Genomic DNA, 24,912 nt, shown 5'->3' on the forward strand with positions numbered 1-24,912 from the left:
ATGGTTTCCAATTTCCACCTTCCGCCCATGGGCTTCGGTCCCGGCTCGCAACCCGAAGACGAGGATGCGCAGCTCGAATATATGCAGCTTCCCTCCGGCATGCGCACCTATTCGGCGCATATGCCTGACATCGACGACCCGTCCAGCGTCACGCCCGCGCTCAAGACGCTGGCCGATGTGGCGAAGGCCTGCGAGGCGGCGGCGCAAGGCGGCATGGCGAGTTTCGATCTGAGCCATCTCGACGCGGAGAACCGCGCGCTCATCGCAGAGACGATGGGGCAGGGCGAGGTCGCGATGAAGATCCGCGGCATCCCGGCGCTGGCGGTGCAGGAGTCGGTCTTTGCGGGCGTCTGGATGATCGCAGGTTCGGGCGTCGACAAGATCGAGGTCGGTCCGGTCCCTTCGGCGGCGCTGAGCCGCGCCTTCGAGCCGTTCCGCAAGGCTGAAGGCAAGACCCATCCGCGCGGTCCGGGTGTCGTGAACGCGCCAGCGCTGATGGCCGAACTGGAGGATAAATCGGGCAGTTTCATGGGCGGCGAGCCGCATGTGGTGAACCTGACCCTGCTGCCCCATACCGAGGAAGACCTCGTCTGGCTCGATGCGGCGACGGGCGAAGGCGCGGTGACGATCCTGTCGCGTGGCTACGGCAATTGCCGCGTCACTGCGACTGGGCTGCCCCATGTCTGGCGGGTGCAGTTCTTCAACTCGATGGACACGCTGATCCTCGACACGTTCGAAGTGACCACGATGCCCGAGGTGGCGATCGCCGCGAAAGAGGATCTCGTCGATTCCGCGGAGCGGATCGTCGAAGTGCTGGAGGCGATCCGATGAGCGTTGCGGGGTTCGAGGGAAGCTACATGGGCGCCAATGACCGGATTTCCGATCAGGCGATCATGGAGTGCAAGATCTGCTGGACGCCTTACGATCCGGCGGAGGGCGACGATTTCCGCCAGGTCCTGCCCGGTACGCCGTTTTCGATGCTGCCCGAGGACTGGCATTGCCCCAATTGCGACGCACCGAAAGAGCAGTTCATGGTGCAGACCGATCCAGGCGCGCCCGCGATGCTGGAAGCGCGCCGGATCGAGGAACAGGTGGCCAGGCTCACGGCGGATTTCCGCGAGGTCTGGCATTCGAAAATGCGCGACGTGCCCTTGGTGAACAAGGCGCTCTCGGTCGAGCCGGTGGGTTTCGTCTCCCATCAGGGGCGTGGGCTCGGTGTGCTTGTCAGCCCGTGGTTCATGAACCTGATCATGTTGCCGCGCGACGGCGAGGATTGGTCGGCGCTGGTCCCCGGCGCCAAGGAAAACATCGACTTCCCGTCCGGCACCTATGAGTTCATCCATAACGTCCGCGAGATGGGCGGCGGCTACAAGGCGTGCTCGCTTTTCTCGCCGATGGGCGATTTCCAGACGCAGATGCAGGCGACCGATGTCGCCCGCGCGATCATGATGGAGCTGTTCAAGGACGAGAACCGCGCCGAGACGGATCGTAAATCCGAAATCCGCGCCGGTCGCGAGGCCGAGCTTGCCGCGGTCGAGGAGGCGGAGGCTGCGCAGGCGGCGGAAGATGCGCGCGTCGAAGAGATGGCGCAACCGACCCGGCGCAAGCTGATCTCGGCCGGTCTGGCCGAGGATGCGCCGCGCGAAGAGGCGGATGACGCGGAATGAACCAGACGCTCGGCATAACCATCGCGCGCGACGGCGCTCGGCTGAAGGCGGTGCTTGCGCTGCCCGCGCCGAGTCCGGTCGAGGCGATGATGCTGGGCAAGACCCCGGAAGAGGTAGCGGAACTGATGCCGCGCCTGTTCAACCTGTGCGGCATGGCGCAGGGCCTCGCGGTGCGGTTGGCGACGGGGCTGGAGGCCGCCGGATGCGACCCGCGGCGCGAGATCTTGCGCGACCATCTCTCCAAGCTATGCCTGCGCTGGCCCGCGCTGATTGAACACGACCCGATGCCGCTGCCCGCGGATTGGTCGAAGGGCGGCGCGGCGCTGCAGCGCTGGATCTGGGGCGGTGCACGGCCCTCGCGACTGGCGGATTGGCTGAGTTCCGGTGCGGGGATCGGCCCGCTTCTGGCGGCGATCGCGGAGCGTTTCGCGCCGGGCGAAGCGGTGGCCGATCTGCCCGACCTGTCGCAGCCTCTCTCGCTGGTGCCGCAGGAGAATTCCGCCGCCGGACGAGTGCGCGACGCGGATCTGATGCGTCAGGCCGAAGCTACTTACGGGCGCGGGCCGCTCTGGCGGGCGCTGGGGCGCGTTATCGATCTGGATCGGCTGTGCTTCGATGCGCCGCCCGCGCGCCGGATCGCGCCGGGCGTGGCCTCGGTCGCGGCGGCGCGTGGTGCCTATACCTTGCAGGTCAGATTGAATGGCGGTCGTGTGAGCGCACTGACCCGGATCACGCCGACCGACCATCTGACCGTGCCCGGCGGGATGTTGCAGAGTAGCCTCGAGAGCCTGCCCGCAGAGAAAGCGTCTTTGGCGAGCTTGGTAGTGGACATACTCGATCCCTGCGTGCCAGTTCTGATGCGGGAGGTCGCCGATGCATGAGATGTCGATCGCCGAAGGCATCCGCGGCGTGATCGAGGATGCGGCCAAGGCCAACAGCTTTTCGCGCGTGACTACGCTGCGGCTCGAAATCGGGCGCTTCGCAGGCGTCGAGAAACACGCGCTGGAATTCGCCTTCGACGTGGTGATGCGCGGCTCGCCCGCGGAAGGCGCGGAATTGCAGATTATCGACATTCCCGGCAAAGCGCTCTGCTATGATTGCGCGGAAACCGTGGAAATCGAACATCGACTGGACCCTTGCCCGAACTGCGGCGGTGGCAAATTGCTGGCGCAGGGCGGCGAGGAGATGCGGATCAAGGATATGGAGGTGCTCTGATGTGCACGGTGTGCGGATGCAGCGGACATAGCGTGGAGGATCAGTTCCGCGCCCATCTGGAAAAGAGCAGTCAGGCCGTGCCGAAAGCGGCGCCTCTGGCGGTGCTCGCGCAAGGAGCTCCGGCACCCGCGCAGGGCCATCAGTCTCACGATCACGCCCCCCACCATCACCACCACGACCACGGCGATATCCATATCGGCCTTGGGGCGGCAGGCACCGAAGTGCCGGGTATGAGCCAAGAACGTCTGATCGAGATCGAGACCGATATCCTTTCGAAAAACAACGATTTCGCCGGGAAGAACCGGGCGCGACTGGCGCAGAAGGGCATCTTCGCGACCAACCTCGTCTCCTCTCCCGGCTCGGGCAAGACCACGCTCCTGTGCCGCACGATCGAGATGCTGGGCGATGCGCCGCTCGCAGTGATCGAGGGCGACCAGCAGACCACCAATGACGCGGACCGCATCCGCGCGACAGGCGCGAAGGCCATTCAGGTGAACACCGGCAAGGGCTGCCACCTCGACGGGCGCATGGTGGAAACCGCGCTCGACCGGCTCGCGCTGCCCGAAGGGTCGCTTCTGTTCATCGAGAATGTTGGCAACCTCGTCTGCCCCGCCGCCTTCGATCTGGGCGAGGATGCGAAGGTCGCGATCCTGTCGGTCACAGAGGGCGAGGACAAACCGCTGAAATATCCGGACATGTTCGCAGCCGCCGGTCTCGCGATCCTCAACAAGACCGATCTGGCCCCCTATTGCGATGTCGATCTCGATCTCTACGAGGCCAACATCAAGCGCGTGAACCCGGAGATCGAGGTGCTGCGCGTCTCGGCCCGCACGGGCGAGGGGATGCAGGCGTGGCTCGATTGGCTCAAGCGCGGGCTCGACCGGAAGGCCGCGTCATGACCGGCTCGACCCCGGCCATCCTCCTCGTCGATGACGAGCCCCATTCTCTTCAGGCGATGAAAATGGCGCTCGAGGACGAGTTCGAGATTCTCACCGCGCCGGGGGCTGAAGAGGCGATGGCGGTGCTCGAAGAGGAATGGGTGCAGGTGATCTTCTGCGATCAGCGGATGCCCGGCCGCTCGGGGGTCGATTTCCTTACCGAGGTGCGCGAGCGCTGGCCGGAAACGGTGCGGATCGTGATCACCGGCTATACCGACAGCGCCTCGATGGTGGCCGCGATCAACGATGCGGGCATTCACCAGTTTATCGCCAAGCCCTGGCATCCCGAGCAGCTTCTGGCCGTGGCGCGCAATGCGGCGCGGATGTTCCAGCTGTCGCGCGAGAACGAGCGGCTGACGCTGGAAATGCGGTTCCTCAACTCGACCACCGAGACGCGGGTCGAGAAGCGGCGGCGGTCTTTGCGCGAGGGGATGGGGTTCGAGACGATCCTGCGCGCGCCCAATTCCGCGATGAATGCGGCGGTCACTCTCGCGCGGCAATATGCCAGCTTCGACGTGCCGGTGCTGATGACGAGTGAGCCGGGCACGGGCAAGACGCAGATGGCCCGCGCGATGCATTACGGCTCGCTGCGCTCGGAGAAGCCGTTCTACGAATTGAATATTTCCGGCATGCCGGAAGATCTCGCGATGGTCGAGCTGTTCGGCGCCAAGCGCGGCGTGCTGCCCGGTGGCGTGGCCAAGATCGGGCTGGCGCAGAAAGCCGATCGCGGCACGCTCTATCTGGCCGGGATCGAGGGCGCGAGCCCGGCATTGCAGCTTGCGCTACACCGGATGCTGCGCGACGGGGTCGTGACCCCGGTGGGCGGGCAGGAGGCGGTCTCGACCAATCTGCGACTGATCGCGGGCGCGTCGGGCGACCTGCGCGCAGGCGTCGCCGAGGGGCGGTTCCGCACCGATCTTTACTATGCGTTGAGCCTTGGCGAGATCGCGATCCCGCCCTTGCGCGCGCGGCGCGGCGATGTTGCGATGCTCGCGCAGGCGATCCTGTCCGAGGTCGCGACGAGCCACGGCAAGCCGGTGATGGGTTTCGAGGCGGCGGCGCTGGAATTTCTGGAGAATTACGACTGGCCGGGCAATCTGCGCGAACTGACCAACGAGGTCACGCGGATGTTGATCTTCGCGCAGGACAACGTGCTGGGCGCAGAGCTGATCTCGCGCCACATCCTGCAGGCCGCCCCGTCCGACGAGGGCGCCGACCGCGCCGCCGAGGACGTGATGACCGCCGAGGGCACGCTGAAGGACCGGATCGAGCTGATGGAAATGCGCATCCTGCGCGAGACGCTCACCCGCAACCGCTGGAACAAGAGCCGGGCTGCGGCCGAGCTGGGCCTATCGCGCGTGGGCCTGCGGGCGAAACTGGATCGTTACGGCATCGCCGACCCGTCGGTGGCCGCTGAGGAGGAGAGTGACTGATGTGTTTGGGTATTCCGGGCCAGATCGTGGCGATCACCGATGAGACGCGCCAGATGGCGATGGCCGAGGTGTCGGGCGTGCGCCGCGAAGTGAATGTGGCCTGCGTGGCAGAGGGCGCTCTAGAAGGCCTCGTGGGGCAATGGGCCCTGATCCATGTCGGCTTCGCGATGAGCCTGATCGACGAGGACGAGGCCGAAAAGACGCTGGAAGCGCTGCGCGATCTTGGCGAAGCGCAGGAGGCGCTGGAACAGATGGCCGCGGGCGATGCCGCGCTGGCAGGGGAGTGAGGCAGATGAAATTCGCATCCGAATTCCGCGATCCGAAAGCCGCCAAGGTGCTGCTGGCCGAGATCGCCAAGGTGGCCGACCGGATCGGCGCGACGAAGGACAAGCCCGTCCACATCATGGAGGTCTGCGGCGGGCATACCCATTCGATCTTCCGCTACGGGCTCGACAAGCTGGTCCATGAGGGCATCGAGTTCATCCACGGCCCCGGCTGCCCGGTCTGCGTGCTGCCGCGTGCGCGCGTCGATGAATGTATCGAGATCGCCGAGCGGGAGGGCGTGATCTTCACCACGTTTGGCGATGCGATGCGCGTGCCGGGCATGAAGAAATCGCTTCTGCAGGCGAAGGCCGACGGCGCGGATATCCGCATGGTCTATTCGCCGCTCGACGCGCTGGAGCTGGCGCGCCGTAACCCGGAGCGCGAAGTGGTGTTCTTCGGGTTGGGGTTCGAAACCACGACCCCCTCCACGGCGCTCGCGATCCAGCAGGCCGCGCGCGAAGGCTTGGGCAATTTTAGCGTTTTCTGCAACCACATCACCGTGCCCGAACCGATCAAGGCGCTGCTCGACGATCCGCATATGTGCCTCGACGGGTTCATCGGGCCCGGTCATGTCTCGATGGTGATCGGGATCCATCCGTACGATTTCATCGCGCAGGATTACGGCAAGCCGATTGCGGTGGCCGGGTTCGAGCCGCTCGACCTGCTGCAATCGGTGCTGATGGTGCTGCGCCAGATCGCTGAAGGCCGCGCCGAGGTCGAGAACCAATATGCCCGCGTCGTGCCCGAGCATGGCAATCCGGTCAGCCTTGCTGCGATCGACGATGTCTACGAGACGCGGCCGTCCTTCGAGTGGCGCGGCTTGGGCGAGATCGACAAGTCGGGGCTGCGCATCCGTGCGCAATACGAGGCCTATGACGCCGAGGAGAAGTTCGGCATCGGCTATGCCACCGGTCGGCGCGAGGTCGAAGAGGCCGAGGGCTGCGCCTGCGGGCAGGTGATGACGGGGCGGATGAAGCCGGTCGACTGTCCGCAATTCGGGCGCGGCTGCACGCCGGAAATGCCGCTTGGCGCGCTGATGGTGAGTTCCGAAGGGGCCTGTGCGGCCTATTGGCAATATGGCGGCGCGCGTGCTGTCGAGCCTGCGGAGTAAGGGGGCGCTGCCCCCGTCGCCGGAGGGCGAGAAAAGGTTAGGGAAGAAGGGGCTCCGCCCCCGCGGCTTTGCCGCTCCCCCGGGATATTTGGACCAAGGCGAAGGTAGGTAGAATGGCTTTGCGCGACGAGCGGGTGACGCTGGCCCATGGCGGCGGCGGCAAGGCGATGCGGGATCTGATCGAGGAGGTGTTCACCTCGGTCTTCGCGCCGCCCGGCATGGAAGATCAGGCACGTTTGCAGGCCGAGGCGCTGGCCGAGCCCGGCGCGCGGCTGGCCTTTACGACCGATAGCTACGTGGTGACACCAATTGAATTTCCGGGCGGCGATATCGGCAAGATCGCGGTTTGCGGCACGGTGAACGATCTGGCGGTGGGGGGCGCGAAGCCGCTCTGGCTCTCGGCGGCTTTCATCATCGAGGAAGGCACCGAGATCGCGCTTCTGCGCCGGATCGTGGCGACGATGGCGCGCGAGGCCGAGGCTGCCGGTGTGAAGATCGTCACCGGCGATACCAAGGTGGTCGGGCGCGGGGCCTGTGACGGGGTGTTCGTCACCACGGCGGGCGTCGGCGTGATCCCCGGTAGGGTCGAGATGGCCGCAGGGCGGGTCGCGCCCGGAGATGTGGCGATCGTGAACGGGGTGCTGGGCGATCACGGGGCGACGATCCTTGCCGCGCGGGGCGATCTGGCGCTGTCGAGCGCGATCGAGAGCGATTGCGCCGCTCTGGGGCATCTGATGGCGGATGTGCTGGCGGTGGCGCCGGGTGCGAAGGCCGCGCGAGATCTGACGCGGGGCGGGCTTGCCTCGGCGCTCAACGAGATTGCGGAAGCCGCGGGCTGCGGCATCGAGATCGCCGAGGACGCGTTGCCGCTGCGCACCGAGGTCGTCGGGATGTGCGAGATCCTCGGGCTCGATCCACTGTATCTGGCCAATGAGGGGCGGCTCGTGGTCTTCGTGCCCGAGGTCGAGGCCGAGGCGGCGCTGGCCGCGATGCGCGCGCGCCCCGAAGGGACCGGCGCGGTGATCGTGGGCCGTGCGGTCGAGGGGCATAAGCAGGTGCGGATGACGACGGCCTTCGGCGGTCAGCGCATCGTCGATATGCTGGTGGGCGAGCAACTGCCGCGTATCTGCTAGAGTTCCTTTAGCAGGGCGCGCAGCGTGTCTGCGGCGGTGCTCAACGCCCGTTCGTCGAAGGCGGCATAGCCCAAGAGCAGGCCTTGCGGCGGGTCAGGCAGGCGGGCGTGGGACGATAGCGCCCGCAGCGTGAGGCCCACCGCTTTGGCGCGCTCGGATATCGCACGGTCGCCCAGAGGGGCGAGGGCCGGGCCGAGGCCTGCGCAGAGATGCATTCCCGACGGATCGGGCTGAAGCTGAAGATAGTCCTCCAGTCCCGTCAGTTCGTTCAGCAGGTGACGCTGTCGCTTGGCGTAATGGCGCCGCATCCGCCGCAGATGGGTCGCGAATTCGCCGCTCGCCATGAAGCTCGCCAGCGCCGGTTGCGGAACCATCGAGACCCGCGATCCGGTCGTCGCAATCGCGTCGCGCATCGGGGTCACCAGCCGCTCGGGCAACACCAGATAGCCGATCCGCAGCGCCGGGCTGAGCAGTTTCGAGAAGCTGCCCATGTAGATCACGCGCTGCAACCCATCGAGCCCCGCCAGCGCCGGCAGGGGCTGACCGCGATAGCGGAACTCGCTGTCGTAATCATCCTCGACGATCAATGCATCGCGCTCGCGCGCCCAGTCGAGGAGCGCCAGCCTGCGCGTCAGCGGCATCGCGATCCCGGTCGGGAAATGGCGCGATGGGGTGATGGTGACCGCGCGAGTCTCGGGCGGCAGATCGGCGGGGTCGAGCCCCTCTGCGTCGATGCGCACCGGGCGCTCGGTGATCCCGCTTGCGGCCAGCACATGACTCATCGTCGCCCAGCCTGGGTCTTCGGTCGCCATCAGCGCGCCGGGGGGTAGCGCCGCCCGCGCGATCAGGTCGAACCCGTCCCACGCACCGCCGGTGATCACCACCTGTTCGGTCGCGCAGTCGAGGCCGCGCCATGCCGCGAGGTGGTCGCGGATCGCCTGCCGCAGCGGAGGCCAGCCGAACGGGTCGGGCCGGTGGAGAAGCGGGGGATCGGGGTTGCGCCACGCCCGTTCGAGATGGCGCGCCCAAAGCCTGTGCGGGAACAGCGCCTGATCGGGCAGGCCGGGCTGAAAGGGCAGCCACGTCTGTGCCGCGTGCGGCTCCGAATGTGGCGCGTGCCGCGGCGCGGGCGGTGCGAGATGGGGCAGGTCCTCGGCCACATAGGTGCCGCCGCCGGGGCGGGTGCTCAGATAGCCCTCGGCGATCAGTTGATCATAGGCGGTGGTCACCGTCATGCGCGAGACCGACAGCTCCTCGGCCAGAGCGCGGCTTGGCGGCAGGCGCTCTCCGGCTGCGGCGGGATCGGCACGCAGCATCTCGCGCAGCGCTTGCGTCAGCTGCGCGTGCAGCGGCAAGCCGGAGCGGCGATCCAGCGACAGGCCGAAGAGGGCGGCGTTCAGATTGGACTGGTACATTTTGGCGAAACTGGACATGTTTTCCTATCCAATAGGGCGGTATCGCTGCCGGGACAAGATAGACCCGCTTTGAGTGAGAGCCCCATGACCGAGACCCTTCCCGTGACTGACCGTTCCCGCCTGCGCCGCCTGCATGAGCGCGGCCATTTCGACCGCGAGACGATCAACGCGATCCTCGATGCGCAGCCGATGTGCCATGTGGGCTATGTCCGCGACGGCAAGCCCTACGTGACGCCGACGATGCAATGGCGCGAGGGCAATCACGTCTATTGGCACGGCTCTTCCGCGAGCCGCGCGCTGCGCAGCGAGACGCAGGCCGAGGTCTGCCTGACGGTGTCGATCCTCGACGGGTTGGTGCTGGCACGCTCGGGCATGCACCATTCGCTCAATACGCGGTCGGTGATGCTCTATGGGACCGCGTTCAAGGTGGAGGATCCGGCGGAGAAGCTGCAAAAGCTCGGGACCTTCGTGAACCATCTCTATCCGGGGCGCTACGAGATGCTGCGCCCCGATCACGCGCAGGATCTGAAAGCGACGACCGTGCTGGGGATGGAGATCACTGAGGGCGCGGCGAAGATCCGCACCGGCGGGCCGAGCGATGACGAAGAAGATTACGCATTGCCGATCTGGGCCGGGGTGATCCCGATCCGTATGGAGGTGGGCGACCCGATCCCCGATCCGCGCAATCTCGACGCCGTCGAGATGCCCGCGCATGTGCGCGATTTCCGCTATGGCGGTTAATTCGAGGCGATCTGGTCCAGCTCTCTCAGGCGCATCTCGTAGAAGTAGGTGAGGCAGTCGATCAGGCTGCGGAATTGCAGCGGGTCGTTCGTGTCGATGCCGCCCGGACGACAGGCGCGGTCGCGGATCTTGAGCCAATGACGTTGGCTCTGCTTCGTGCCCTCTGCGTCCTTCGCGACGGCGCGCGGGTAGAGTTTGCCCAGCACCCCGTCGAGCTGGCCGAGCGGGCGGATCAGGCAGATCACCTCCGCCGCCGGATCGAGCTTGCCGGTGCAGTCGAAGCTGGGGCCGGTGATAGCGGGGAATTTGGCGAGGATCGGCGTAAGCTCTTCGGAGGGCTCGATGGCGGGGAAATTGTTCCAGACGCCATCGGGGCCGAGGATGGTGAAATCGTTGATCGGGTAGGGAGCGCTGTAGTCAAGTACCTCGCGCTGCGTGGCTGTTGTCCCGTTCATCGTGAGAAACGTATCGTTGGCATGAATGTCGATATTGTAGGTTTTGACATACCATTGCCCGTCAGCGTCCTTGAACACGTTACAGTCGACGCGGCCCGGACCTGCGAGCTTCGCCTGCAGATAGTAGGAGTCGTCGCCCGCGGCCGGCAAAAGGACGTTCGACGTGAGCGGGCCGATCTTGGATCTCAGCAGCCGAGGGCGGGAGTCGCCGGAGGTTTTCAGGCCTTCTTCTGTCGCCTGTCCGAAGCTTGAGTATCTTGACCACAAACGGATCAGGCCACGCTCCGGGATGGTCTCTGAAGATACTGGCGGGCCAGTCATCACCCGGCGGCCGGTATTTGCGAATACCACGAATTCGCAGGCGTTTATGGCACCCAGAATGTCCACATTGGCCGGGTTCGGGGCGCGGTCGGCAAGGACAGTCGTCTTTGTCTGATCGAGCCGGTTATATGAATTGATCAGCAGGTACTGCTCGCCCAGCGGCCTGTCGTCGTCCTTCTGATATTTCTTGCCGATCATTTCGAAGACGAAGCTCGGAGCGATATTCCATGTCCCCATCCGCTTCGTGAGTTCGTTGATGGCGTCCTGAGCCTGCGCGTAGAATTGCGTGGCGATCTGATTGCCGAGCGTGCTCGAAAACGGCGTGCCATCGGGGATCATAAGCGTATTCGAGAGGCTCGAGAATGGCGCGTGAAACCCGACGACGCCTTCGGTGTGGACGTATCGCGCGTTCCACATCGGGTAGCCGCGCAGCATCCGCTCTGAGCCGCCCAGAAACGCGATCGCACAGGCCGAGAGGCACCGGTTGCCTTTGCCGACGAATGTAGCGAAGCCGCGGATCGAGTCGGAGAGTTTGAGGCCCTCGTAGAAATCGCCGCCGTCGCTGTCGAGAGAGACGACGACAGGGCGCATATTCACCCCGCCCGTAATCGGATCGAAAATCTCGCTGGCCTTGTCGGTGATCAGGTTTCTGAATGTCTCTGCGTCGCCGGGCGCGATTTCGCCTCTAATATGAATGTGCAACGCGTTCTTGAAATCGAAGCTGTCGCCCGGCTTGGTCCCGGTGGCCATATCCACGCCGATATAAGGTAACACGAACTCATCCGTGATCGGCGGTGCCCAGTAGATGTCGGCTGCCTGGGCAGTCGGCGCGAAAGTGAGAGTGCTCAACAGGGCAACGGCAGGGATCAGTCGTCGCATCTGGCCTCCACGAAGTGCTGCAGGCCGGTCCCGAGCCCGGAAGTACCGAAGGTCTCGCGCACTTGGGTGAGCGGGCCTTGGTAGAGGTCGGCGAAACTGGCGGCGTAGCCACAGAAATAGTCAGTGGCGATCTGTGCGTCGCAGCGTTTGGTCGCGATGCACAGCTCGACCTGATCGAAGAAATTCGCCATTTCCGATACGGCCGCGAATTGCTCCTGGCGCTTTGCGGGGGGGCGTTTCTGGAAGAGCAGGTCAAGAAATTTTTGTCGCTGCGCGGGAGGGATGCCGCCTTTGATCGCTGTGACTTTGGCTAGGGCGTCCGAGTTCTGCCACCAGAACTGCGCAAGTTCGCGGCGGGCGCTTCCTGCATATTCGAGGTCGGAAAAGCGCGCGACCATTTCGAGCGAGAGATCGGCTTTCCGGTCCTCGCGCCATTGGTAGATTTGCCCGGCGGTGAAGAGGAGGGCAGCTATCGTGGCGATCCAGGAGCCCATCTCGATCTTATCCCGGAGGCTCATGGCCGTGTTAGACGCGGCTTCGGGCGAGGCGGTATCCGTTTCAGGCGCGTCTCTGGGCACATTGGGGGCGTCTGCGGTAGCGGGCGGCGTTTGCCCCGCGCTCACTGCGGGCATCCCGAGAAATCAAGCTCGGCCACCGGAATTTCGGTCTTCTCGTCGAGCTTTGCGACCTGCTTGCGCGCGACGCTGTCGAAACTGTCGCGCAGGCATTCGAGCTGCGTACGTGTCAACACGAGCACCGCCGCCTTGGGATTGGCGGGGATGACCGCGCCGGATTGCAACCGCGGCAGACCTTCCGAGTCGATGGCGGAATTGCGGCTCGTTCCCTGTGCGATCTCCGCTGCGGTGGGGTCGAAAACCCCGTCCTTACAGAAGCCCACGAAGAGGATTGACGGGAATGCCCGTTGCTCGAGGTAGTCGGTTGCATGATCGCGCAGGCATTCGGCCTGATCCCATCGCAGGGCGGGACCTTCGCCGGAGCTTTGAGCATAAGCGATGCCCGTCGATGCGAGGGCGATCCCTGCGGCGGCAAGGATCGGAAAGGCAGAAAACTGATACGACGCAATGAACATGACGATGATCCGAACCGAATTGAACCATTTCAACAGGCTAGCAAATCGGAGGGATTCGGCAAAGCGCCGCCGGGGGCGAGGCGAAACATGCTCGGGCGTTGCGCGGAGCTGTCGGTTTTTGTTCGGTTTCGGTCGAAGCGCGCAAAAAGGCGCTTCACAAAATCGTGAGCGATAGATCGGGCGATCTTCGAGAAACTTCGAAATTCCTATGAAAAATAGGGATTGAGGGGGCGCGGCTCCGCATCGGGTAACGCGACCGAGCGTGAAAGCGAAAACGAAATCACTCTCTTGTTTTGTTCCTGTTACATCCGCACACTACGCCGCGTAGCGCGGAGGCTTCGCTTGGGGCCTCAGATCCATCCAACAATGAATCCCGCTACATATGGGAGGAAGACATGAAGAATTTTGCACTCGGTGCGGCGCTTGCGTCGGCCTCGCTCATTGCGCCGTTTACGGCCAATGCAGCGACGGAAATCCAGTTCTGGCACGCCTTTACCGGCCGTCTCGGCGAGCTCGTCGATCAGCAGGTCAAGGACTTCAATGCCAGCCAGGACCAGTATGAGGTCGTGGCGACCAACAAGGGCAATTACTCGGAAACGCTGAACGCCGGTATCGCCGCGTTCCGCGCCGGTGAGCAGCCCGACATCCTGATGGTGTTCGAGGTCGGCACGGCGACGATGATGGCCGCCAAGGGCGCGATCAAGCCGGTCTATCAGGTGATGGAAGACGCGGGCGTCGAGTTCAATCCCGACGATTATATCGGCGCGGTGAAGGGCTACTACACCACCACCGACGGCAAGATGCTGTCGCTGCCCTTCAACTCCTCGACGCCGGTTCTCTGGGTCAACCGCGACATGCTCGACGAGGCAGGCGTGGCCAAGGATGCGCCGCTGACCACCTGGGAAGATGTCGGCAAGGTGCTCGACCAGCTGAAGGCTTCGGGCGTCGATTGCCCGATGACCACCGCATGGCAGAGCTGGATCCAGCTCGAGAACCTCTCGGCCTATCACAACGTGCCGTTCGCCAGCCAAGAGAACGGCTTCGCTGGTCTCGACGCCAAGCTGGAATTCAACGGCCCCGTTCAGGTGAAGCATATCCAGACGCTGGGTGACTGGGCCAAGAAGGGCGAGTTCATCTACAAGGGCCGCCGCAACGAAGGTGGCGCCGATTTCCGCGCTGGCACCTGCGCGCTCTTCACCGAGAGCTCGGCCGGTTACGCGGGCATCAAGTCCGAAGCCAAGTTCAACTTCGAGGTTCACCCGCTGCCCTATTGGGGTGACGTGGACGGTGCGCCGCAGAACACCATCATCGGGGGCGCTTCGCTTTGGGTGATGTCGGGCAAGGAAGACAGCCATTACAAGGGTGTCGCAGAGTTCCTGAGCTATCTCTCCTCGCCGGAAGTGCAGGCGAAGTGGCACCAGGACACCGGCTATCTGCCGATCACCAAGGCTGCGGCTGATCTGACCCGCGAGCAGGGCTTCTATGACGCGAACCCCGGCACCGATGTGGCTGTGAAGCAGATGACCGCGAATGCGCCGACCGAGAACTCGAAGGGCATCCGTCTGGGCAACTTCGACCAGATCCGCGGCATTATCGACGAGGAACTGGAAGCTGTCTGGGCCGGTGACAAGACCGCTCAGGACGCGCTCGACAACGCGGTGGAGCGTGGCAACCAGCTGCTGCGCCGCTTCGAGCAAGCCAACCGCTAACCCAAATCTGGCCGCGGGCGGGGGAAACCTGCCCGCGGCTATTTCTATTCGAAGGCCCCGATCCCGATATGGAAAAACGCGTAACCTTCAAGGGCTGGCTCTTGCCGATGCTGCTGCTTGCGCCGCAGTTGATCGTCTCGGGCGTGTTCTTCTTCTACCCGGCGGGCGAGGCGGTGTGGCAATCGCTGTTCATCCCCGATCCGTTCGGGCTGTCGATGCAATATGTGGGCCTCGGCAATTTCGAATACCTGTTCAACGACCCTTATTACCGCGCGTCCTTCGTGACGACGGCGGTGTTCTCGACCCTCGTGACACTGGTCTCGATGATCCCGGCGCTGTTCCTCGCGGTGCTGGCGGATCGGCTGGTGAAAGGGGCGGGCACCTATCGCACGCTCCTGATCTGGCCCTATGCGGTCGCGCCCGCCGTGGCCGGTGTGCTGTGGCTCTTCATGTTCAACACGCGGATCGGTGTGGTCGCCTTCTATCTCAACCAGATGGGCTATGACTGGAACCATGTGCTCAACGAGCATGAGGCGATGGGGCTCGTCGTCGTGGCGTCGGCCTGGGGCCGGATCAGCTACAACTTCCTGTTCTATTTCGCGGCGCTGCAAGCGGTGCCGAAATCGGTGATCGAGGCGGCGGCGATCGACGGGGCGCGGTTCTGGCGGCGCTTCTTCACGATCGTGCTGCCGCTTCTGTCGCCCACAACCTTCTTCCTGCTGGTCGTCAACATCGTCTATGCCTTCTTCGAGACCTTCGGCGTGATCCACACGATCACCTCCGGCGGTCCGCAACAGGCCACCACGATCCTCGTCTACAAGGTCTATGCCGACGGGTTCGTCGGTCAGGATCTTGGAAGCTCCGCCGCGCAATCCGTGGTGCTGCTCGTGGTCGTGGGCTTCCTGACGGTGCTGCAATTCAAATTCGTCGAGAAGCGGGTGCATTACTGATGGCTGACATGCACAACGAACCGCCCCCGGGCATGGTGGAAAAGCGCGGCTCCGGTCTTTGGCTGACCCATGTGCTGATGATCGTGGGCGTGCTGGTGATCTTCTTCCCGATCTGGCTGGCCTTCGTGGCCTCGACGCACACGCAGCAAGAGATCGCGCAGGCGCCGATGCCGGTGATGCCGGGCTCGCACCTGATCGAGAACTATTCGGATGCGCTGTTCTCCGGGGTGAACGTACCGGTCGCGACGATGCTGGTGAACTCGCTGGTGATGGCGCTGGGGATCGCGCTCGGCAAGATCGCGATCTCGCTCTTGTCGGCCTTCGCGATCGTCTATTTCCGCTTTCCGGGGCGGCGCTTCTTCTTCTGGATGATCTTCATCACGCTGATGCTGCCGGTCGAGGTGCGGATCGTGCCGACCTACGAAGTCGTCGCGGGCTTCGGGATGCTCAACAGCTATTCCGGCCTGATCCTGCCTCTGATCGCGTCGGCCACGGCGACCTTCCTGTTCCGCCAGTTCTTCCTGACGGTGCCGGACGAGCTGGCCGAGGCTGCGCGCGTCGATGGTGCGCGTCCGATGCGCTTCTTCTTCGATATCCTGCTGCCAATGAGCCGCACGAATATCGCGGCGCTCTTCGTGATCCTCTTCATCTATGGCTGGAATCAGTATCTCTGGCCGCTTCTCATCACCACCAATCCCGAGATGAACACCATCGTCATGGGGCTCAAGCAGATGTTCCCGTCGGGCGACGATATCGCCGATTGGCCGGTCATCATGGCGACCTCGATCCTCGCGATGATCCCGCCGGTGATTGTGGTGATCTCGATGCAGAAACTCTTCATTCGCGGCCTCGTGGACAGCGAGAAATAAGGGCAGACAATGGCGACCGTTGAACTCGAAAATATCAAGAAACGTTTCGGCAAGACCGAGGTTCTGCACGGGGTCTCGATCGACATCCAGGATGGAGAATTCATCGTCATCGTCGGTCCTTCCGGCTGCGGGAAATCGACGCTTCTGCGCATGGTCGCGGGGCTGGAGAGCATCTCCGAGGGCGAGATCCGCATCGGCGAGGCCCGCGTGAACGAGCGCGAGCCGATGGACCGCGACATCGCGATGGTGTTCCAGAACTACGCGCTCTACCCGCATATGTCGGTGCGCCAGAACATGGGCTACGGCCTGAAGATCGCGGGCATGGCGAAACCCGAGATCAAGCGACGCGTCGACGAGGCTGCGAAACTGCTGCAGCTGTCGGACTATCTCGAGCGCAAGCCGCGCGAGTTGTCGGGCGGGCAGCGTCAGCGGGTGGCGATGGGGCGCGCCATCGTGCGTGAGCCGTCGGTCTTCCTGTTCGACGAGCCGCTGTCCAACCTCGACGCCAAGCTGCGGGTGCAGATGCGCGTCGAAATCCGCGAGCTGCAGCGCAAGCTCGGCGTGACGGCGCTCTATGTGACCCACGATCAGGTCGAGGCGATGACCATGGCCGACCGGATGATCGTGATGAACGGGGGCGTGGCCGAGCAGATCGGCACGCCGCTCGAAGTCTATGAGCGCCCCGTGACGATTTTCGCGGCGCAGTTCATCGGCAGCCCGTCGATGAATGTCATCGATGCCGAGGTGCGCGCCGGACAGGTGATGCTGGGCCATGTCACGCTCGGCCCGACCGATCTGCCCGATCGCCCGGTCAGCCTCGGCATTCGGCCCGAACATCTGCATCCCGATGACAACGGGCCGCTGACGCTGAATGTCACCCTGTCCGAGCCGCTGGGGGCGAATACGCTCCTGCACGGCACGCTGGAAGGGCGCGGCGAGGCAATGACGGCGGCGCTGCCGGGCGTGCATATGGAGAAGCAGGCGGTGGGGCAGGTGCGGCTCTCGGTGAACGCCGAGGACCTGCATCTCTTCGATCCGAAAACCGGTCAGCGGCTGAATTAATCCGCCCCGATCCGGTGGCTGATCGCTTTCGCGGCCTGAGCGACCGCTTGCCCGAGCGCGGGCAGGCGGCTATCGGGAATCCGCTGCACGGGCCCGGAGACTGAAATCCCCGCCACCGCGTCACCATGTGCGTCGAAGATCGGCGCGGCGATGCAGCGCATCCCGAGCGTGCGTTCTTCATCGTCCACCGCGTAGCCCTGCGCCATGACCCGCGCCAGTTCGGCGCGTAGCGTCGGCGCATCGCCGATGGTGCGGTCATTGAAGCGCGTGAAGTCATACTCCGCGAGGAGCTGGTCGAGCCGGTCCGGCGCGTAGGTGCTCAGAAGCGCCTTGCCGATGCCCGACGCATGCAGCGGTGCGACCGTGCCCGGCGGGAAGAACGCCCGGATCGGATCATGCGTCTCCACCTGCCCGGTAAACAGCACCTGACCCGCCCGCTCCACGCCCAGATTTGACGTCTCCCCGGTCGCGCGCATCAGATCCTGCATGAGCGGCCGCGCACGCTCGAACACATTGGTGCGTCGCAGGAAGGCTGAGCCGATGCGGAAGGCCGCCGGACCGATATGCCAGTCCTGCGCCTCGGGTTCCACGAAATCGCGGGCATGAAGCGTGGCCAGAACCCGGTGCATCGTCGCCGGAGACTGATCCAGCTCGCGTGCGATGGCGCTCAGCGGCAGCCCGCCATGCCGCGCCAGCAGGTCCAGCACGTCGAGCGCCCGGTCAAGTGCGAGGATCGTGCCCTGCGCGGGGTCGGTGTTGAAGCCTTTCGGGCGGCCCTTCCGGCGGGGCATGGTCATCGGGCGCACCTCTGAGTGGCAAAAAGAAATATCTTACTCAGTATAAAGCAAAATCTAATTTCACTGTATGAAAAAATCAAAGCATTGAATTCCTTTATGATTCTCGGCCGACGCGCTGCAAACGCCGACGATCCGTAAAAATTTCTGCGTCAGCCCCGCCATGCTAGAAACGCTTCCGACACATGGAGGAGGCGTCATGATCCATCTCAATCCCGTTTTCATTCCGGGCCCGACCAACATCCCCGAGGCGCTGCGCAAAGCCGTCGATATCCCGACGATGGATCATCGCAGCCCCGGTTTCGCCGATATCATCCATCCGGCGCTGGACGGTGTGAAGAAGGTGCTCAAGACGACCAAGGGCGAGGCCTTCGTCTTCCCCGCGACCGGCACCGGCGGCTGGGAGACCGCGATCACCAATACGCTCTCGCCCGGCGACAAGGTTCTGGCCTGCCGCAACGGAATGTTCAGCCATAAATGGATCGACATGTGCCAACGCTACGGGCTCGAGGTCGAGGTGGTCAGCGTCGCGTGGGGCGAGGGCATCCCGGTCGAGCGCTTCGCGGACATCCTCGGCGCCGATACGGACCACCAGATCAAGGCGGTGCTCGCCACCCATAACGAGACCGCGACCGGCGTGACCTCGGATGTCGCGGGCATCCGGCGTGCGATGGATGCGGCGGGGCATCCGGCACTGTTCTTCGTGGATGGCGTCAGCTCGATCGGGTCGATGGAGTTCCGGATGGATGACTGGGGCGTCGATGTCGCGGTCACCGGCAGCCAGAAGGGCTTCATGCTGCCGCCGGGCCTCGCCATCACCGGGTTCTCGCAAAAGGCGCTGGAGGCGGTCGAGGGCGCGAAGCTGCCGCGCTGCTTCTTCGACATTCGCGACATGCGCACGGGCTACGCGGCCAACGGTTATCCCTACACGCCGCCGGTGGGGATGCTGAACGGGCTGAAAGCGTCCTGCGACATGCTGCTGGAGGAAGGGCTGGGTAATGTCTTCGCCCGTCACGCCCGGATCGCCGAAGGGGTGCGCCGCGCGGTGGCGGCCTGGGGGATGGAGCTTTGCGCCGTCTCGCCCGATCTCTACTCCAACAGCGTCAGCGCGGTGCGTGCGCCCGACGGTTTCGACGCGGGCCGGATCGTGGCGCAGGCGCTGAATACCTATGGCGTGGCCTTCGGGGGCGGGCTGGGCGACGTCGCGGGAAAGGTGTTCCGCATCGGGCATCTGGGCCTGATGACCGATGTGATGGCGCTCTCGGGGCTGGCGACGGCCGAGATGGCGATGGTCGATCTCGGCCTGCCGGTGGAGCTGGGCAGCGGGGTTGCCGCAGCCCAGGCGCATTACCGCGAGACCGCCGCCACCCCTGTGCGACAAGCCGCCGCGTAAGAGCGGTCAGGTTCGGGCGCTGGCGAGCCTTCCCAGCATCGTCAGCGCCTGATCCATCTGCTCGAGCGAGACGAATTCGTCGGCCTTGTGGGCCTGCTCGATCGAGCCGGGCCCGCAGATCACCGCATCCATCCCGAGCGACTGGAACAGCCCGGCCTCGGTGTTGAAGGCGACGCAGCCTGCGTGGTTCTGACCGGTCAGCGCGAAGACCAGATCGCGCGCGGCATTGTCGTCCATCGGCTCGAGGCCGACGACTTCGCCGATGGTCTCGGTGGAGATCCCGGCTTCCGGCGCGATCGCGCGCATCTCGGGCAGCAGTGTGTCTTCGACGTAGCTCGCGATCTCGCCTTTGACGAACTCCATGTCGGCGGCGTTGATCGGGCGCATCTCCCAGGCCAGTTCGGCGCGGGGCGCGATCACGTTATGCGAGATGCCGCCTTTCAGCGCGCCCACGTTGAGCGTCGTCTGAGGCGGGTCGAAGCGCGAGCCTTCGGGGCAGCGTTTTACAAGTTCGGCGCGCAGCTCGAACAGGCGGTTGATGTAGCGCACCGCGTATTCGACCGCGTTCACGCCCTTTTCGGGGGCGGAGCTGTGGCCCGGCAGCCCCTCGAAGCGTACGGTATATTCGCAGCAGCCCTTGTTGCCGTCGAACACCTGCATCGAGGTCGGCTCTCCGATGATGCAAAGCCCGGGTTTGACCGGGCGTTTCGCGAGCAGCTTTACCAGTTCCTGCGCGCCGAGACAGCCGACCTCCTCGTCATGGGTGAAGGCGAAATGGATCGGGCGGGTTTTCGCGGCTTCGGCCAGGAGATCGAGCGAGCCGAGGCAAGCCGCGATGAACCCTTTCATGTCGCAGGCGCCGCGCCCGTAGAGCTTGCCGTCACGCTCGGTCATGGTGAAGGGATCGCTGGTCCAGTCCTGATCGGTGACCGGGACCACGTCCGAATGGCCCGACAGCACCAGCCCGCCGTCACGCGGCGCGCCCAGTGTGGCGAAGAGGTTCGCCTTGTGGCCGCTCTCGTCGACCATCACCTCCACCGCCGCGCCGACGGTTTCCAGCCGGTCCGCGATGTAGTGGATGATCGGCAGATTGCTGTCGGTCGAAATCGTCGGGTAGGCGATCAGGTCCGAGAGGATCGCGCGGGTGGTGTCGATCCGCATGGGGTCAGTCCTTGATGAACAGTTTGCGCTCGACGTTGCACAGCGGCGCGGCGGGACCGTTCTCGGTGATCACGATGGTTTCCGTCGTCTCCATCCCCCAATGATCCATCCAGAGGCCGGGCATGAAGTGGAAGGTCATGCCGGGTTCAAGGATCGTCTCGTCGGTGTCGCGGATCGAGACGGTGTGCTCGCCCCAATCGGGCGGGTAGGAGCAGCCCACCGCGTAGCCCGCACGGTTGGGGCGTTCGATGCCAACTTTGGCCAGCTCGACATTCAGCGCGCGGGCGATGTCGCAGGCGCGGTTGCCGGCGCGGGCGACCTCGATCCCTGCGTTCAGCCCTTCGGTCAGAGCCTCGGAGGCGTCGATCATGTGTTGCGGCGGCTTGCCGAGGAAGACCGTTCGGCAGAGCGGCGCGTGATAGCGGCGGTAGCAGCCGGATTGTTCGACGAAGGTCGCCTCGCCCGCCTTCAGCGCCTCGCCGTTCCATGTCAGATGCGGCGCGGAGGCGTCGGGGCCCGAGGGCAGCATCGGCACGATGGCCGGGTAGTCGCCCCAGCTGTCTTCCTCGCCCTGCACGGCGGTGCGATAGAGCTCGCCCACCAGATCGTGTTTGCGCAGCCCCGGCTCGGCCAGCTCCATCGCGCGTTCAATCACCAGTTCGGAAATCCGCGCCGCGCGGCGCATGAAGCGCAGCTCCTCGTCGGATTTGATCAGGCGCTGCCAGTTCACCAGCACCGAGGCGTCGAGAAGCGTGGCCTCGGGCAGCCCTTCATAAAGGACCGCATGGGCCTTCGCGGTGTAGAAATAGGTCTCCATCTCGACACCGATCCGGGCCTTGCCGTAGCCCATGATCCGCAGGTGCGAGGCGAGGTCTTCCATCGGGTGCATGATGTCGGATTGCACCATCGCGTCGTTGTAGTGGAGGATGTTTTCCTCCTCCATCCAGACGGTGCGGCGCGCGCCATTGGCATCCATGAAGCGACCCCACCAGTAGGGCGCGCCTTCCATCGGCAGGATCACCCCCTGATGGGTGTAGAAGGACCAGCCGTCATAGCCCGTCAGCCAGAACTGGTTCGAGGGGTTGGTGATGAAGAGAATGTCGATCTCGCGTTGCGCCATCGCAGCACGCACGAGCGCGATCCGGCGGGAATATTCGAGTTCGCTGAAGTGCACGTTTTCGATCGGCATTCGGGCTTCTTTCTGCTGGCGTTATTTCGCGCAGGTTGGGGCGCGCCCCCGAGCGAGGTCAAGGCCAAAACGAAAACGTGCGGCCCCCGGGAGGGCCGCACGTTCGCGTGACTTGGGGCAGCGGATGTAACCGCTTACGGAATGAGCCGCTCGATGATCAGATCGGCCGCTTCCTCGGGGTTGATCGCGGTGGTGTCGATCCGCATCTCGGCATTCTCGGGCGCCTCATAGGGCGAGTCGATGCCGGTGAAGTTTTTCAGCTGACCGGCGCGTGCCTTGGCATAAAGCCCTTTCACGTCGCGGGCCTCGGCCACTTCCAGCGGCGTATCCACGAAGACTTCGAGGAATTCGCCCGGCTGCATCATCGCGCGGACCATGTCGCGCTCGGAGCGGAAGGGCGAGATGAAGGCCGTGACCACGATGAGGCCCGCATCGGTCATCAGCTTCGCGACCTCGCCGACGCGGCGGATATTCTCCACGCGGTCGGCCTCGGTGAAGCCCAGATCCTTGTTGAGGCCGTGGCGCACGTTGTCGCCATCGAGCAGGAAGGTATGGCGGTTCATCCGCGCCAGCTTCTTCTCGACGATATTGGCGATGGTCGATTTGCCCGAGCCCGAGAGGCCCGTCAGCCAGACCACGGCGGGTTTCTGATGCTTCATGTTGGCATGATGCTCGCGCCCAATATCGGTCGCCTGCCAGTGGATGTTCTGAGCCCGGCGCAGCGCGAAATTGATCATGCCCGCAGCCGCCGTCTGGTTGGTCATCTTGTCGATCAGGATGAACCCGCCCAGATCGCGGTTCTCGCCATAGGGCGCGAAGGGGATCTCGCGGTCGGTCGTGATGTTGGCCACGCCGATCGCGTTCAGGTCCAGCGTCTTCGTCGCCAGATGCTCCTGCGTGTTGACGTTCACCTCGTATTTCGGCTCGTGGACGGTCGCCGAGACAGTCTGCGTGCCGATTTTCAGCCAATAGGCGCGGCCCGGCACCAGTTCGGTCTCGTCCATCCAGACGAGTGTGGATTCGAACTGATCGGCGACTTCCAGCGGCTCTTTCGCGGCAACGATGACCTGACCGCGCGAGCAGTCGATCTCGTCGGCGAGCGTGATCGTCGTGGATTCGCCCGCCACCGCCGTGTCGCGGTCGCCCTCCAAGCTGACGATCCGCGCGACTTTCGAGGTCTTGCCCGAGGGCAGCACGCGGACTTCATCGCCCGGTTTCACGGTGCCCGAGGCGATCAGGCCCGAGAAGCCGCGGAAATCGAGGTTCGGGCGGTTCACCCATTGCACGGGCATGCGGAAGGGGCGCTCCTGATCGGAGGTCACGTCCACCTCGACCGCCTCAAGGTAGGGCAGCAGCGAGGGGCCTTTGTACCAAGGCGTGTTCTCGCTCGGGCCGGTGATGTTGTCGCCCTTGAAGCCCGAGATCGGGATCGGGGTGAAGCCTTCGATACCGATGCTTTCGGCGAAGGTTTTGTAATCGGCCACGATCTCGTCGAAGGTCGCCTGATCGTAGTCCACCAGATCCATCTTGTTCACCGCCAGCACGATATGGCGGATGCCCAGCTGGTGGACGAGATAGGAGTGGCGCCGCGTCTGGGTCAGCACGCCCTTGCGCGCGTCGATCAGGATCACAGCGAGATCGGCGGTCGAGGCGCCGGTCACCATGTTGCGGGTATACTGCTCGTGGCCGGGGGTGTCGGCGACGATGAACTTGCGCTTCTCGGTCGCGAAGAAGCGATAGGCCACGTCGATGGTGATGCCCTGTTCGCGTTCGGCGGCGAGACCGTCGACCAGCAGCGCGAAGTCGATCTCCTGGCCCTGGGTGCCGACGCGCTTGCTATCGGCCTCAAGGGCTGCCAGCTGATCCTCGAAGATCATCTTGCTGTCATAGAGCAGCCGCCCGATCAGCGTCGATTTCCCGTCATCGACCGAGCCGCAGGTGATGAAGCGCAGCATGGTCTTGTGTTGATGCGCCTCGAGATAGGCGTCGATATCCTGCGCAATCAGCGCGTCGGTCTTGTAGATCGGATCGTTGGTCGTCATGTCGGCTCACCTGATAGGGTGGAAATGAAGGCGCGCGTGCGGCTCGGGAGAGGAAGGCTCAGAAGTAGCCTTCCTGTTTTTTCTTCTCCATCGAGGCGCTCTGATCGTGGTCGATCGCGCGGCCCTGACGCTCGGAGGTGGTGGTCAGCAGCATTTCCTGAATGACTTCCGGAAGGGTCTGTGCCTCGCTCTCGACGGCGCCGGTCAGCGGGTAGCAACCCAGCGTGCGGAAGCGCACCGAGCGCATCTTCGGCTCCTCGCCATCGCGCAGCGGGAAGCGGTCGTCATCGACCATCAGGATCAGCCCGTCGCGTTCCACCGTCGGACGCGGGGCCGAGAAATAGAGCGGGACGATCTCGATCCCTTCGAGGTGGATATATTGCCAGATGTCCAGCTCGGTCCAGTTCGAGATCGGGAAGACGCGGACGCTCTCGCCCTTGGCTTTCTTGGCGTTGTAGAGGCGCCAGAGTTCCGGGCGCTGGTTCTTCGGGTCCCAGCGGTGATTGGCCGAGCGGAAGGAGAAGACGCGTTCCTTTGCGCGGGATTTCTCCTCGTCGCGGCGTGCGCCGCCGAAGGCCACGTCGAAGCCGTGTTTGTCCAGCGCCTGTTTCAGACCTTCGGTCTTCCACATGTCGGTATGCAGCGAGCCGTGATCGAACGGGTTGATCCCCTTGGCCTTCGCCTCGGGGTTCTGGTGCACGATCAGCTCCATGCCCGCATCCTTCGCGGCCTTGTCGCGCAGGTTGTACATCGCCTGGAATTTCCACGTCGTGTCGACATGCATCAGCGGGAAAGGCGGCGGAGACGGGTAGAAGGCTTTTTTCGCGAGATGCAGCATCACCGCGCTGTCCTTGCCGACGGAATAGAGCATGACCGGATTATCGGCTTCGGCCACGACTTCGCGCAGGATGTGAATGCTCTCGGCTTCGAGCCGCTGCAGGTGAGTCAGGGTCTTGTTCATGAGGGAGGTCTCTGTCTGAACGCGGTTTTCCAAGATATAGGCGTCGGGTTTTGCTGGATA

General features: G+C 64.3%; 24 protein-coding genes. 15 read left to right on the forward strand and 9 right to left on the reverse strand.

Annotation, left to right across the window (positions count from 1 at the left end; translation table 11 throughout):
- From F8R15_RS04460 to hypE, 9 genes are all read left to right on the forward strand, one after another.
- Window positions 1-831 (forward strand): hydrogenase expression/formation protein, encoded by an 831-nt coding sequence (locus F8R15_RS04460; RefSeq protein ID WP_152843724.1) that lies wholly within the window; start codon window positions 1-3, stop codon window positions 829-831.
- A complete protein-coding gene (gene hybE / locus F8R15_RS04465; RefSeq protein WP_152843725.1) occupies window positions 828-1,667 on the forward strand; it encodes a [NiFe]-hydrogenase assembly chaperone HybE in 840 nt (279 codons plus the stop codon). The genes F8R15_RS04460 and hybE overlap by 4 nt, the downstream gene beginning before the upstream one ends.
- On the forward strand, window positions 1,664-2,548 hold the full coding sequence (locus tag F8R15_RS04470; RefSeq protein WP_152843726.1) for a hypothetical protein: 885 nt from the start codon (window positions 1,664-1,666) through the stop codon (window positions 2,546-2,548). Before hybE ends, F8R15_RS04470 begins: the two co-directional genes overlap by 4 nt.
- Window positions 2,541-2,882 carry a hydrogenase maturation nickel metallochaperone HypA gene (gene hypA / locus F8R15_RS04475; RefSeq protein WP_078520435.1) on the forward strand — a complete coding sequence of 114 codons (342 nt, stop codon included), beginning with the start codon at window positions 2,541-2,543 and terminating at the stop codon, window positions 2,880-2,882. The genes F8R15_RS04470 and hypA overlap by 8 nt, the downstream gene beginning before the upstream one ends.
- The gene (gene hypB, locus F8R15_RS04480; protein ID WP_078520434.1) at window positions 2,882-3,781 is read left to right on the forward strand and encodes a hydrogenase nickel incorporation protein HypB; all 900 of its coding nucleotides are present in this window, start codon (window positions 2,882-2,884) and stop codon (window positions 3,779-3,781) included. The genes hypA and hypB overlap by 1 nt, the downstream gene beginning before the upstream one ends.
- Entirely contained in the window at window positions 3,778-5,253 is a 1,476-nt protein-coding gene (locus F8R15_RS04485; protein WP_152843727.1) for a sigma-54 dependent transcriptional regulator, read from the forward strand. The genes hypB and F8R15_RS04485 overlap by 4 nt, the downstream gene beginning before the upstream one ends.
- Window positions 5,253-5,540, forward strand: a complete 288-nt coding sequence (hypC, locus tag F8R15_RS04490; protein ID WP_038145377.1) for a HypC/HybG/HupF family hydrogenase formation chaperone — start codon at window positions 5,253-5,255, stop codon at window positions 5,538-5,540. Before F8R15_RS04485 ends, hypC begins: the two co-directional genes overlap by 1 nt.
- A gap of 5 nt (window positions 5,541-5,545) precedes the next feature.
- Window positions 5,546-6,688: a hydrogenase formation protein HypD gene (gene hypD, locus F8R15_RS04495; RefSeq protein WP_152843728.1), complete on the forward strand. Its 1,143-nt coding sequence runs from the start codon at window positions 5,546-5,548 to the stop codon at window positions 6,686-6,688.
- 113 nt (window positions 6,689-6,801) lie between these two features.
- Window positions 6,802-7,821, forward strand: a complete 1,020-nt coding sequence (gene hypE / locus F8R15_RS04500) for a hydrogenase expression/formation protein HypE (protein WP_152843729.1) — start codon at window positions 6,802-6,804, stop codon at window positions 7,819-7,821.
- On the opposite strand, the gene F8R15_RS04505 is transcribed toward hypE, so the two are convergent.
- Window positions 7,818-9,254 (reverse strand): PLP-dependent aminotransferase family protein, encoded by a 1,437-nt coding sequence (locus tag F8R15_RS04505; protein ID WP_152843730.1) that lies wholly within the window; start codon window positions 9,252-9,254, stop codon window positions 7,818-7,820. The two genes, hypE and F8R15_RS04505, sit on opposite strands and share 4 nt — an antisense overlap.
- A gap of 66 nt (window positions 9,255-9,320) precedes the next feature.
- Between F8R15_RS04505 and F8R15_RS04510 the strand changes: the two genes are divergently transcribed.
- Window positions 9,321-9,977 (forward strand): pyridoxamine 5'-phosphate oxidase family protein, encoded by a 657-nt coding sequence (locus F8R15_RS04510; RefSeq protein ID WP_152843731.1) that lies wholly within the window; start codon window positions 9,321-9,323, stop codon window positions 9,975-9,977.
- On the opposite strand, the gene F8R15_RS04515 is transcribed toward F8R15_RS04510, so the two are convergent.
- From F8R15_RS04515 to F8R15_RS04525, 3 genes are all read right to left on the reverse strand, one after another.
- Window positions 9,974-11,632 (reverse strand): hypothetical protein, encoded by a 1,659-nt coding sequence (locus F8R15_RS04515; protein WP_152843732.1) that lies wholly within the window; start codon window positions 11,630-11,632, stop codon window positions 9,974-9,976. The two genes, F8R15_RS04510 and F8R15_RS04515, sit on opposite strands and share 4 nt — an antisense overlap.
- Window positions 11,620-12,126 (reverse strand): hypothetical protein, encoded by a 507-nt coding sequence (locus tag F8R15_RS04520; protein WP_152843733.1) that lies wholly within the window; start codon window positions 12,124-12,126, stop codon window positions 11,620-11,622. Before F8R15_RS04520 ends, F8R15_RS04515 begins: the two co-directional genes overlap by 13 nt.
- Window positions 12,127-12,251: 125 nt before the next feature.
- The gene (locus F8R15_RS04525; RefSeq protein ID WP_152843734.1) at window positions 12,252-12,722 is read right to left on the reverse strand and encodes a hypothetical protein; all 471 of its coding nucleotides are present in this window, start codon (window positions 12,720-12,722) and stop codon (window positions 12,252-12,254) included.
- 395 nt (window positions 12,723-13,117) lie between these two features.
- Between F8R15_RS04525 and ugpB the strand changes: the two genes are divergently transcribed.
- The 4 genes from ugpB (at window position 13,118) to F8R15_RS04545 (ending at window position 17,312) form a co-directional block, all read left to right on the forward strand.
- Entirely contained in the window at window positions 13,118-14,431 is a 1,314-nt protein-coding gene (gene ugpB, locus F8R15_RS04530) for a sn-glycerol-3-phosphate ABC transporter substrate-binding protein UgpB (RefSeq protein ID WP_152843735.1), read from the forward strand.
- A gap of 68 nt (window positions 14,432-14,499) precedes the next feature.
- Window positions 14,500-15,381: a sn-glycerol-3-phosphate ABC transporter permease UgpA gene (gene ugpA / locus F8R15_RS04535; protein ID WP_078520423.1), complete on the forward strand. Its 882-nt coding sequence runs from the start codon at window positions 14,500-14,502 to the stop codon at window positions 15,379-15,381.
- A 32-nt stretch (window positions 15,382-15,413) separates the two neighbouring features.
- On the forward strand, window positions 15,414-16,250 hold the full coding sequence (gene ugpE, locus F8R15_RS04540) for a sn-glycerol-3-phosphate ABC transporter permease UgpE (protein ID WP_078549764.1): 837 nt from the start codon (window positions 15,414-15,416) through the stop codon (window positions 16,248-16,250).
- 9 nt (window positions 16,251-16,259) lie between these two features.
- Window positions 16,260-17,312, forward strand: coding sequence for an ABC transporter ATP-binding protein (locus tag F8R15_RS04545; protein ID WP_152843736.1), 1,053 nt, complete (start codon window positions 16,260-16,262; stop codon window positions 17,310-17,312).
- Here F8R15_RS04545 and bhcR read toward each other — a convergent pair.
- A complete protein-coding gene (gene bhcR, locus F8R15_RS04550) occupies window positions 17,309-18,109 on the reverse strand; it encodes an HTH-type transcriptional regulator BhcR (RefSeq protein ID WP_152843737.1) in 801 nt (266 codons plus the stop codon). The genes F8R15_RS04545 and bhcR overlap by 4 nt on opposite strands.
- A gap of 196 nt (window positions 18,110-18,305) precedes the next feature.
- On the opposite strand from bhcR, the gene bhcA reads away from it, so the two are divergent.
- Entirely contained in the window at window positions 18,306-19,499 is a 1,194-nt protein-coding gene (gene bhcA, locus F8R15_RS04555; RefSeq protein ID WP_152843738.1) for an L-aspartate--glyoxylate aminotransferase BhcA, read from the forward strand.
- Between the two features lie 6 nt (window positions 19,500-19,505).
- Here the strand turns inward: bhcA and argE are convergent, their stop codons facing one another.
- The 4 genes from argE to cysD form a co-directional block, all read right to left on the reverse strand.
- Window positions 19,506-20,660, reverse strand: coding sequence for an acetylornithine deacetylase (argE, locus tag F8R15_RS04560; protein ID WP_152843739.1), 1,155 nt, complete (start codon window positions 20,658-20,660; stop codon window positions 19,506-19,508).
- A gap of 4 nt (window positions 20,661-20,664) precedes the next feature.
- Entirely contained in the window at window positions 20,665-21,849 is a 1,185-nt protein-coding gene (locus F8R15_RS04565) for a M24 family metallopeptidase (RefSeq protein ID WP_152843740.1), read from the reverse strand.
- Between the two features lie 134 nt (window positions 21,850-21,983).
- On the reverse strand, window positions 21,984-23,891 hold the full coding sequence (gene cysN / locus F8R15_RS04570; RefSeq protein WP_152843741.1) for a sulfate adenylyltransferase subunit CysN: 1,908 nt from the start codon (window positions 23,889-23,891) through the stop codon (window positions 21,984-21,986).
- A gap of 58 nt (window positions 23,892-23,949) precedes the next feature.
- Window positions 23,950-24,885 carry a sulfate adenylyltransferase subunit CysD gene (cysD, locus tag F8R15_RS04575; RefSeq protein WP_256365665.1) on the reverse strand — a complete coding sequence of 312 codons (936 nt, stop codon included), beginning with the start codon at window positions 24,883-24,885 and terminating at the stop codon, window positions 23,950-23,952.
- Window positions 24,886-24,912: the final 27 nt, after the last annotated feature.

The organism is Thioclava sp. JE_KL1 (assembly GCF_009296265.1).
Lineage (GTDB): Bacteria > Pseudomonadota > Alphaproteobacteria > Rhodobacterales > Rhodobacteraceae > Thioclava.

What these genes read in the sequence shown, in the direction of transcription:
- F8R15_RS04515 (WP_152843732.1), bottom strand. Translation starts at nt 11,632, where the DNA reads ATGCGACGACTGATCCCTGCCGTTGCCCTGTTGAGCACTCTCACTTTC.
- F8R15_RS04520 (WP_152843733.1), bottom strand. Translation starts at nt 12,126, where the DNA reads ATGGGCTCCTGGATCGCCACGATAGCTGCCCTCCTCTTCACCGCCGGG.
- ugpE (WP_078549764.1), top strand. Translation starts at nt 15,414, where the DNA reads ATGGTGGAAAAGCGCGGCTCCGGTCTTTGGCTGACCCATGTGCTGATG.
- F8R15_RS04525 (WP_152843734.1), bottom strand. Translation starts at nt 12,722, where the DNA reads ATGTTCATTGCGTCGTATCAGTTTTCTGCCTTTCCGATCCTTGCCGCC.
- hypD (WP_152843728.1), top strand. Translation starts at nt 5,546, where the DNA reads ATGAAATTCGCATCCGAATTCCGCGATCCGAAAGCCGCCAAGGTGCTG.
- F8R15_RS04460 (WP_152843724.1), top strand. Translation starts at nt 1, where the DNA reads ATGGTTTCCAATTTCCACCTTCCGCCCATGGGCTTCGGTCCCGGCTCG.
- bhcR (WP_152843737.1), bottom strand. Translation starts at nt 18,109, where the DNA reads ATGACCATGCCCCGCCGGAAGGGCCGCCCGAAAGGCTTCAACACCGAC.
- hypE (WP_152843729.1), top strand. Translation starts at nt 6,802, where the DNA reads ATGGCTTTGCGCGACGAGCGGGTGACGCTGGCCCATGGCGGCGGCGGC.
- F8R15_RS04565 (WP_152843740.1), bottom strand. Translation starts at nt 21,849, where the DNA reads ATGCCGATCGAAAACGTGCACTTCAGCGAACTCGAATATTCCCGCCGG.
- F8R15_RS04545 (WP_152843736.1), top strand. Translation starts at nt 16,260, where the DNA reads ATGGCGACCGTTGAACTCGAAAATATCAAGAAACGTTTCGGCAAGACC.
- argE (WP_152843739.1), bottom strand. Translation starts at nt 20,660, where the DNA reads ATGCGGATCGACACCACCCGCGCGATCCTCTCGGACCTGATCGCCTAC.
- cysN (WP_152843741.1), bottom strand. Translation starts at nt 23,891, where the DNA reads ATGACGACCAACGATCCGATCTACAAGACCGACGCGCTGATTGCGCAG.
- ugpA (WP_078520423.1), top strand. Translation starts at nt 14,500, where the DNA reads ATGGAAAAACGCGTAACCTTCAAGGGCTGGCTCTTGCCGATGCTGCTG.
- F8R15_RS04470 (WP_152843726.1), top strand. Translation starts at nt 1,664, where the DNA reads ATGAACCAGACGCTCGGCATAACCATCGCGCGCGACGGCGCTCGGCTG.
- hybE (WP_152843725.1), top strand. Translation starts at nt 828, where the DNA reads ATGAGCGTTGCGGGGTTCGAGGGAAGCTACATGGGCGCCAATGACCGG.
- F8R15_RS04510 (WP_152843731.1), top strand. Translation starts at nt 9,321, where the DNA reads ATGACCGAGACCCTTCCCGTGACTGACCGTTCCCGCCTGCGCCGCCTG.
- F8R15_RS04505 (WP_152843730.1), bottom strand. Translation starts at nt 9,254, where the DNA reads ATGTCCAGTTTCGCCAAAATGTACCAGTCCAATCTGAACGCCGCCCTC.
- hypC (WP_038145377.1), top strand. Translation starts at nt 5,253, where the DNA reads ATGTGTTTGGGTATTCCGGGCCAGATCGTGGCGATCACCGATGAGACG.
- hypB (WP_078520434.1), top strand. Translation starts at nt 2,882, where the DNA reads ATGTGCACGGTGTGCGGATGCAGCGGACATAGCGTGGAGGATCAGTTC.
- hypA (WP_078520435.1), top strand. Translation starts at nt 2,541, where the DNA reads ATGCATGAGATGTCGATCGCCGAAGGCATCCGCGGCGTGATCGAGGAT.
- bhcA (WP_152843738.1), top strand. Translation starts at nt 18,306, where the DNA reads ATGATCCATCTCAATCCCGTTTTCATTCCGGGCCCGACCAACATCCCC.
- ugpB (WP_152843735.1), top strand. Translation starts at nt 13,118, where the DNA reads ATGAAGAATTTTGCACTCGGTGCGGCGCTTGCGTCGGCCTCGCTCATT.
- F8R15_RS04485 (WP_152843727.1), top strand. Translation starts at nt 3,778, where the DNA reads ATGACCGGCTCGACCCCGGCCATCCTCCTCGTCGATGACGAGCCCCAT.